Below are 1,074 nucleotides of genomic sequence, written 5' to 3'. Positions count from 1 at the left end.
CAGCTGGACAGTGCCGTGCCGGCCGCGGTGGTCCTGGGCTTCGGAGCCCTGCTCGTGGGAATCGTTGTGGCCGCCGCGTTCCAGCTGCGGGCCGCCATGCGCACGCCGCCGAAGGACGGCCCGGACGGGCCGGGCGGGACCGGCAAGGCCGAACCCGAGGCCGTCAATCCGGTGGACTCCAGCAAGCCGTCATAGTTAGTGAAGGTTTTCACAAACTACTGTATTCTTGAGATATGGCATCCTCCCTTCAGCTCCAGGACCGTCCCCGGGTACTCGTCGTCGGCGGCGGGTACGTCGGCCTGTATGTAGCCCTCAAACTTCAGAAAAAGATCGCGAATGCCGGTGGCATCGTCACCCTCGTGGATCCGCTGCCCTATATGACCTACCAGCCCTTCCTGCCGGAAGTTGCCGGCGGCAACATCGAGGCGCGCCACGCAGTCGTCTCGCACCGCCAGCACCTGAAGCAGACGGAACTCATCCAGGGCCGCGTCACCTCGATCGACCACGCCAACCGCACGGCAGTGGTCGCACCCTCCGACGGTGGACACACCTTCGAGATTCCGTACTTCGACGTCGTGCTTGCCGCCGGCGCCATCACCCGCACGTTCCCGATCAAGGGCCTCGCGGACAAGGGCATCGGCCTGAAGACCATCGAAGAGGCCGTCGCCCTGCGCAACAAGGTTCTCGAGCGGATCGAGACCGGTTCCCTCATGACGGACCCCGTTGAGCGCGCCCGCGCCCTGACGTTCGTCGTCGTCGGCGGCGGCTTCGCCGGCATCGAGTGCATCACCGAAATGGAAGACCTGGCCCGCGCCGCGGTCAAGAACAACCCGCGCATCAAGCAGGAGGAAGTCCGCTTCGTCCTGGTCGAGGCGATGGGCCGCATCATGCCCGAGGTCACGGCATCGCAGGCCGAATGGGTCGTCGAGCACCTCCGCAGCCGCGGCATCGAGGTCCTGCTGAACACCTCCCTCGACAACGCCGAGGGTTCCCTGAAGCTCATCAACCTCCCGGACAAGAGCCCGGCCCAGGAATTCGAGACCGACACCCTGGTCTGGACTGCCGGTGTGCAGG

The 1,074-nt window shown here is 65.6% G+C and carries 1 protein-coding gene and 1 pseudogene; both read left to right on the top strand.

What is annotated here, in order from left to right; translation table 11 throughout:
• A pseudogene (locus LQV45_RS35045) lies at positions 1-195 on the top strand (peptidase S8); the annotation flags it as partial.
• Between the two features lie 38 nt (positions 196-233).
• A partial coding sequence (locus LQV45_RS35040; RefSeq protein WP_230012612.1) for an NAD(P)/FAD-dependent oxidoreductase occupies positions 234-1,074 on the top strand: 841 nt, incomplete at its 3' end.

It is taken from the genome of Microbacterium sp. Bi128 (assembly GCF_918698205.1).
This window is presented reverse-complemented; position numbering and strand designations above follow the sequence as displayed.